The organism is Burkholderia sp. JKS000303 (assembly GCF_002563755.1).
In the GTDB taxonomy this organism is placed as follows: domain Bacteria; phylum Pseudomonadota; class Gammaproteobacteria; order Burkholderiales; family Burkholderiaceae; genus Burkholderia; species Burkholderia anthina_B.
Window position 1 is genome coordinate 653719 of record NZ_PDBZ01000004.1, and the last position, 7301, is coordinate 661019.

8 protein-coding genes are annotated in these 7301 nt (G+C 70.3%); 2 read left to right on the plus strand and 6 right to left on the minus strand.

Going from position 1 to position 7301, the window contains the following annotated elements; genetic code table 11:
• Positions 1-28: 28 nt before the first annotated feature.
• Together BX604_RS36295 and BX604_RS36300 are read left to right on the plus strand one after the other, a co-directional pair.
• Entirely contained in the window at positions 29-271 is a 243-nt protein-coding gene (locus BX604_RS36295) for a hypothetical protein (protein WP_098556506.1), read from the plus strand.
• Positions 272-432: 161 nt separating this feature from the next.
• A complete protein-coding gene (locus tag BX604_RS36300) occupies positions 433-861 on the plus strand; it encodes an NUDIX hydrolase (RefSeq protein ID WP_098556508.1) in 429 nt (142 codons plus the stop codon).
• A gap of 15 nt (positions 862-876) precedes the next feature.
• Here BX604_RS36300 and BX604_RS36305 read toward each other — a convergent pair whose 3' ends face one another.
• The 6 genes from BX604_RS36305 to cobN all read right to left on the minus strand — a co-directional run.
• The gene (locus BX604_RS36305) at positions 877-1203 is read right to left on the minus strand and encodes a low molecular weight protein tyrosine phosphatase family protein (protein WP_098556510.1); all 327 of its coding nucleotides are present in this window, start codon (positions 1201-1203) and stop codon (positions 877-879) included.
• Positions 1204-1254: 51 nt separating this feature from the next.
• Positions 1255-1827, minus strand: coding sequence for a DUF1993 domain-containing protein (locus BX604_RS36310; RefSeq protein ID WP_098556512.1), 573 nt, complete (start codon positions 1825-1827; stop codon positions 1255-1257).
• Between the two features lie 222 nt (positions 1828-2049).
• On the minus strand, positions 2050-2502 hold the full coding sequence (locus BX604_RS36315; protein WP_098556514.1) for a YaiI/YqxD family protein: 453 nt from the start codon (positions 2500-2502) through the stop codon (positions 2050-2052).
• A gap of 68 nt (positions 2503-2570) precedes the next feature.
• Positions 2571-3185: a vWA domain-containing protein gene (locus BX604_RS36320; protein WP_098556516.1), complete on the minus strand. Its 615-nt coding sequence runs from the start codon at positions 3183-3185 to the stop codon at positions 2571-2573.
• Between the two features lie 68 nt (positions 3186-3253).
• Positions 3254-4348 (minus strand): ATP-binding protein, encoded by a 1095-nt coding sequence (locus BX604_RS36325; RefSeq protein ID WP_098556518.1) that lies wholly within the window; start codon positions 4346-4348, stop codon positions 3254-3256.
• The coding region (gene cobN, locus BX604_RS36330) for a cobaltochelatase subunit CobN (protein WP_098556520.1) at positions 4345-7301 on the minus strand (2957 nt) is incomplete at its 5' end. The genes BX604_RS36325 and cobN, both read right to left, overlap by 4 nt.

A 7301-nucleotide genomic window follows, 5' to 3' on the forward strand; every position in this document is an offset into this window, starting at 1 on the left:
CAACTGAACTGAAGAAAGGCGAAGATTCATGAAACGCATGCTGCTCGCGGCCCTCGTGCTGGCGTCGACACTGGGCGTCGCCCGCGCGCAAACCCAGACATTCCATTTCGGCGAAGGCCAGGTACAACCTGGGGCGACCTCGCACACCGCCCGCCCGGCGCCCCCGCGCCGACATGTGGCACCGCCGCCACATCACCGGCGCACCGTCCACAAGCGACGCCACGTGCGGCACGGCAAGCCCGCGCGCTCGGGCATCTATACGCACGCGTGACGCGCGGGCCGGTGCGCGGCATGGTGCACCGAACTGTCATGAACGCCCGGTAAGATCGGCGCGGCTGCCTGCATGCCGTCGCGCCCGCGTGTCGGGCTACGGGCCGGCTACGACCGGCCGACGCGCATTTCCTCCACGATTCAGCACCTGTTTTGCCGAACATGAGTACCGGGCCCGATACCCTCGCCATCATCAAGGAACGTGCCACGATCGTCTGCCGCCAGCGCAGCAGCGTGCTGCTGGTCGCCCGCAGCGCGGCGCGCTGGTCGCTGCCGGGCGGCACGATCCGGCGCGGCGAGACGCCGCTGGAGGCCGCGCAACGCGAGCTGGCGGAGGAAACGCGGCTGGAGGGGCTCGCGCTCGACTATGCGGTGCAGTTCGGCGGGCTCACGAAGCTCCATCACGTATTCGTGGCCGATGTGCCCAGGCACCTGACGCCGCGCGCCAGCAACGAAATCGCCCGCTGCAAGTGGTTCGACGTCGAACGGCTCGACACGCTGCGCGCGAGCGTGCCGACGCGCAAGATCATCGAACTGCTGCACCTCGATCGCCTTGCGGTGCGCGTCGACGGGCCGCTGCGTTTGCGCTGAACGCGCCCGCGCCGGTCACGCGCGCAGAAACGGGCCGGCCTTGCGCTCGAGCAGCGCGATCAGCTCGGGCTGCATGTACGCGTAGCGATCGGGAATGTCGAGGCAGATGACTCGCCGGTGCTTCAGGTGCGCGCCGAAGCGCGCGGACAGCTTCGCGCCGTGCGCGCGCTCCATCACGAACACGATGTCGGCCCATTCGAGCTGGTCCGCGCACAGGTGCGTGTCCGCGTCGGGCGCAAGGCCCGCGGAGTCGGTTTCGACGCCTGGCCACGCGGCGAACACCGCCTCCGCTGTCGGGCTGCGCAGCCGGTTGCGGCTGCAGATGAAGAGCGCGCGGGTCATGCCGGTTCGCGCGCCGCTCGGCGGAGACTGGCGCGCCGGCTCATCCGTTCGTCATCCTTGCGGAATCGTGCCGGGCCGCACGTACGCGAGCATGTGCGGCACATAGTCGGCCTTGCCGAGATCGACGCCGTGATGGCGCAGGATCGCGTAGGCGGCGATCGCGTGAAAGTAGAACTGCGGCAGCGCCCAGTCGCGCACGTACTGCTCGCCCGTCATGTCGAACGCGATGCCGTTCGGCAGTTCGAGGGCGATCGGCAGCGCAGCGCCGCCGTCGAGCGCATCGGGCGCGAGCTCGCCGAGAAACGCGAGCGTGCCTGTGACGATGCCGTGCGCGTCGCTCAGCGTGCCGGGCTGCGCATCGGCGTTCCAGCCGGCTTCCCGCAACGCCAGCAGCGCGGCCGGCAGCGGCTCACCGCGCAGCCGGTACACGGGTTCCATCGCCTGGAAACACGAGAAGCGCACCTGCGCGGCGAGCGGATACATGTCGGGCGCGAGCTTCAGCGTCAGCACCGCGTCGGGCGCGTCGCCGGCGGCCTGCCGGTGCGCGGCCGCCTTGTCGAGCCACGCGGATTGCGCGCGCAGCATCTGGGTCAACGTCGGAACGAGCAGTTGGGTCGGTGACATCCTTGCACTCCGTGTAGGCATTGGCGTCACGATATCAGCGTCGGCGAGAAACCGCACCCTGCCGCCGTCAATGAGCGGGCGCGAAACCGGTAATGTATCGCGGCTTCCACGCAAGTCGTTTGTCTGGCGCATCTGCCGCACAGGCGGACGACGCGCATTCCGTCGACGCTCGACGCGGCGCTCGCGCATGGGTCGGCGGGCCTCGCCGATGCGCCGCGCGTGTCACGGCTTGCCGTGGCGCGCGAGAAAGCGGTCGAGCTGCGATGCGAACGCCTTGCCGTCGCGCGCGCTGAACGGCGCCGGCCCGCCGGTATCGATTCCCGCGCTGCGCAACTGATCCATCATCGCGCGCGTCGACAGCCGTTCCTCGATGTTCTCGCGGCTGAACCAGTTGCCGCGCGGGTCGAGCGCATGCGCACCCTTGTCGAGGACGGCGGCGGCCAGCGGGATGTCGGCGGTGATCACGAGGTCGCCCGCTTCCACGAGTTCGACGATCCGCGCATCGGCCACGTCGAAACCGGCCGGCACCTGCAGCGCCTTGATGAACGGCGACGGCGGGGTGCGCAGAAACTGGTTCGCGACCAGCGTCACGCAGATCTCGGCACGACGCGCGGCGCGAAACAGCATGTCCTTGATGACGGCGGGACACGCGTCGGCATCGACGAGTACTTGCATGGCAGGCCTTCCAGTGAGCAGAAACGGCGATCATAGCGCAGCGCCGATGGCGCGACGCGCGACGGCGTTCAGCGGGCCGGCTCGTCGCATAGCGACGCGGCCGCGATCCATTGCGCGCCCCATGCATCGGCGAGCCGTGCGCCCTGCCCGATCCGCACGGCCGCATCGTCGAAGTCGACGAACACGACGTGATCGGCGGCCGCCGGTTTCGGCGGCGTCTCGCGCGTGCGCCCGTCGGACAGCACCCACAGCCAGCGCTGCTTGTCCGGCGCCGGCGTGCGCCGCGCGTCGCGCGCGAGCACCTGCGCGGCGGCCGCGATGCCGTCCGCGAGCGGCGTGCCGCCGCCGCCGTCGACCGGTTCGAGCCAGCGTGCATTCCACCAGCGCGGCACGGCCGGGCCAAAGCGCCGCGCGGCGCCGTTGCCGCCGAAACAGATCAGCGCGGTTTCCATGCGCTCACGCGCGGCCTGGTCGAAATACGCGACGATCAAACCCTTCGCGAGCGCGAGCCGATCGTGCGACAGCATCGACGCCGAACAGTCGAGCACGAAGCAATGCAGCGCGCGCGGCGCGCCGGCCTGCTTGCGAAAGCGCAGATGCGTCGCATGCAGCGGGCTGCCGCGCTTCGCGGCGAGCGTCGCGGGCCACGCCACGGCCGTGCCCGAGCGTGCGGTGCCCGGCACGCGCGCCGTCGCGCCTGAGTGCCATCGAGGACCGCGAACGGCGTTCGCGGCGGCGTCGGCTCGATGGCTCAGCGTTTTTTTAGCGGTAGCGGCACGACGCCTTTCACGTCGCGCAGCCCGGCCGGCTCGGGCGGCAGATAGCCCCAGTCGCCCTGCGATGCGGTGGCGTCATGCCTTGCCGCGCCCGGTTGTTCGTCAGGTTGCCGGTGCATGTCCGGCGGCGAGCGATCGCGGTGATCGTTGCGCTCACCGCGTTCACCGTTCGTCTGCGACGAGCCGGACGATGGCGGCGCACCGGCATGGCGCCGGTGCCGCAGCACCGCGTCGGCGACGCGCTCGACATGCGACACCGTCACGGCATCGGCCTGCTCCAGCGCGGCAAGGGCCCGCGCGGCGCGCAGCATCACGAGGTCGGCGCGCAGCCCGTCGACGGCCGCGTCGATGCACAGCGCACTGACGCGCGCATGCACCGCAGCGTCGAAATCCAGCGTCGCCAGCCGTGCCCGTGCCGCACGAATCCGCTCGCCGAGCGCGTGCTGCGCAGTCGCGTGACGCGCACCAAACGCATCGGGATCGAGATCGAACGCCAGCCGCGCCTTCACGATCTGTTCGCGCTGCGCGGCATCGAAGCAATTCTCGAGCTCGACCATCAGCCCGAAGCGATCGAGCAGTTGCGGGCGCAACTCGCCTTCCTCGGGATTCATCGTGCCGACCAGCACGAAGCGCGCATCGTGCGCATGCGACACGCCATCGCGTTCGACCACGTTCACGCCGCTCGCGGCGACGTCGAGCAGCGTATCGACGAGCCCGTCGGCGAGCAGGTTCACCTCGTCGACATACAGCACGCCGCGATGCGCGCGGGCCAGCAGCCCCGGCCGGAAGCGCACGCCGTTTTCGGCGAGCGCATGCGCGAGATCGAGCGTGCCCGTCACCTGTTCGTCGCTTGCCGACAGCGGCAGCGTGACGAACTCGCCTTCCGGCAGCAGTTCCGCGAGCGCGCGTGCGGCGGTCGATTTCGCGGTGCCGCGCGGCCCGCTGACGAGCACGCCGCCAAGCGACGGGTCGATCGCCGCGAGCAGCAGCGCCTGCTGCAACGGCTGCTGCGCGACCAGCGCCGCGAACGGGAACACCGCGCGGGCGCGGTGCGTCGTCGGATCGGTCATCGCCGGCCTCCTTCCTCGAGTTGTTCGCTCGCGAGCCAGACCGCTTCGATCCGCTCGCGATAGTCGCCCGGCTGCTGCCACAGCCCGCGCTGCATCGCTTCGACGAAGCGTTCGCAGATGCCGTGCAGCGCCTTCGGGTTGTGCCGTTCGAGGAACGCGCGCGTGTCGTCGTCGAACAGGTAGGTGTCGGCGACGAGCGCGTACTGATGGTCCGACAGCACGCGGGCGGTCGCGTCATAGCCGTACAGATAGTCGACGGTCGCGGCCATTTCGGCCGCGCCCTTGTAGCCGTGGCGCTTCACGCCGTCGAGCCATTTCGGGTTGACGACGCGCGAGCGGATCACGCGCGCGATTTCCTCGCGCAGCGTACGCATCTTCGGCGCAACCGGGTTCGCATGGTCGCCGTGATAAATGCTCGGCTGCTGCCCGGACAGGTGCCGCACGGCCGCCGTCATCCCGCCCTGGAACTGGTAGTAATCGTTCGAATCGAGAATGTCGTGCTCGCGGCTGTCCTGGTTCTGCACGACGACGTCGATCGTCGCGAGCCGCTCGCCGAACACGTCGGGCGCGGCATCGCCCGCGCTGTTCTGCGCGTAGGCATGGCCGCCCCACTGCCGGTACGCGTCGGCGAGATCGGCGTCGGTCTGCCAGCGGCGCTGGTCGATCAGGTCCTGCAGGCCCGCGCCATAGCTGCCCGGCCGCGCGCCGAACACGCGCCAGCCGGCGCGACGCCGCGCTTCGTCGGGCGCCACGCCCTGCGCGATCCACTGCTCGCGTTCGCGTTCGATGCGCGCGCGGATCGGGTTCAGTTCCTCGGGCTCGTCGAGCGCGGCAACCGCCTGCACGGCCGCGTCGAACAGGTGCATCAGGTTCGGGAACGCATCGCGGAAGAAGCCGGACACGCGCAGCGTCACGTCGATGCGCGGCCGGTCGAAGATCTCGATCGGCAGGATCTCGAAGTCGGTCACGCGATGGCTGCCGTGCGCCCATTTCGGCCGCACGCCGATGAGCGCGAACGCCTGCGCGATATCGTCGCCGCCGGTGCGCATCGTCGCGGTGCCCCAGACCGACAGCCCGATCGCGCGCGGATAGTCGCCGTGATCCTGCAGGTGGCGTTCGATCAGTTGCTGCGCGGATTTCAGCCCGAGCGTCCAGGCGGCCTGCGTCGGCACCGCGCGCGTGTCGACCGAGTAGAAGTTGCGGCCGGTGGGCAGCACGTCGGGACGGCCGCGCGACGGCGAACCGCTCGGCCCTGGCGGCACGAAGCGGCCGTCGAGCCCGCGCAGCAGCTGGCGCAGTTCCTCGCCGCCGCATGCATCGAGCGCCGGGATCAGCGTCGAGCGCACGCGTTCGATCACCGCGCGCGTATGCGGCCATTCACCGGGCGGTGTCGTGTCGATGCCGGCAGCACCGGAATGGCCATCGTCGCCGCACGTGACCGAGCACAGCCCGTCGAGCCACCGCTGCGCGAGCCATTCGAGCCGCTCGCGCGTATCGCCCGCATGACGCCACGGCGACGCATCGAGCGCCTGCAGGACGGCCGGCCGCGGCCCGCTCCACGGTGCGGCCCAGTCGGCCGAGAGCGGATCGAAACCGTCGCCGAGCGCGAGATCGCGCGCGAGTGCACCGATCAGTCCGGCCCGTTCGCCCTTGCCGTCGCCGACCGGAAAGCGCGCGAGCGCGAGCAGCGTATCGCGCCGCTGGCGCTCGGCGGGCGACGCACCGAACACGTGCAGCCCGTCGCGGATCTGCGCTTCCTTCAGTTCGCACAGCCACGCATCGACGCGCGTGAGCAACGCATCCTCGTCGCCCGTGTCGCGCGGCGGCGATACGCTCAGCTCGTCGTGCAGCCGATGCTCGGCGATCGTCGCGAGGATCGTCTTGCGCAGCAGCTTCGCGCGCCGCGCATCGACCATCAGCGCTTCGTAGTATTCGTCGACCTGCCGCTCGAGATCCTGCAGCGGGCCGTAGTTTTCCGCGCGCGTGAGCGGCGGCATCAGGTGATCGATGATCACGGCCTGTGCGCGGCGCTTCGCCTGGCTGCCCTCGCCCGGATCGTTGACGATGAACGGATACAGGTGCGGCAGCGGCCCGAGCGTCAGGTCGGGCCAGCATGCGTCGGACAGCGCGACGCTCTTGCCCGGCAGCCATTCGAGGTTGCCGTGCTTGCCGAGGTGGATGATCGCGTCGATGCCGAATGCATCGCGCAGCCAGAAATAGAACGCGAGATACGCGTGCGGCGGTACGAGGTCCGCATCGTGGTAGCTCGCGTAGTCGTTCTCGTCGCGCGAACGCGACGGCTGGATGCCGACGAACACGTGGCCCGCGCGCCAGCCGGCGATCGGGAAGCGCCCGTGCCGCAGCGTCGGGTCGGCTTCGGGCGGCCCCCAGCGTTCGTTCAGCGCATCGCGCACCGTGGCCGGCAGCCGCGCGAAACGCACGACGTAGTCGGCCAGCGCATAACTCTGGAACGCCGGGCGCAGTGCGTGCACGGCCGGGTCGTTGGTCACGCCTTCGGTGAGCTGCGCGATCAGCGCATCGCCGTCGGCCGGCAAATCGGCCACCGCGTAGCCCGCCTCGCGCAGCGCCGCGAGCACGCGCAGCGCCGACGCCGGCGTATCGAGCCCGACGCCGTTGCCGATCCGCCCTTCGCTCTGCGGATAGTTCGCGAGAATCAGCGCGATGCGTTTGTCCGCGGGGTCGAGCGTGCGCAGCCGGCACCAGCCGCGCGCGAGCGCCGCGACGAACGCGATCCGTTCGGCGTCCGGCTGATAGCGCACGACGTCGACTTCGGTGTGCGAGCAACGATACGCGAGCCCCTTGAAGCTCACCGCGCGCGTGACGATGCGCCCGTCGACTTCAGGCAGCGCGATGTGCATCGCGATGTCGCGCGCATGCAGCCCCTGGTTGTCGGCCACCCACGCGTCGCGATTGCCGCCGGACAGGATCACCT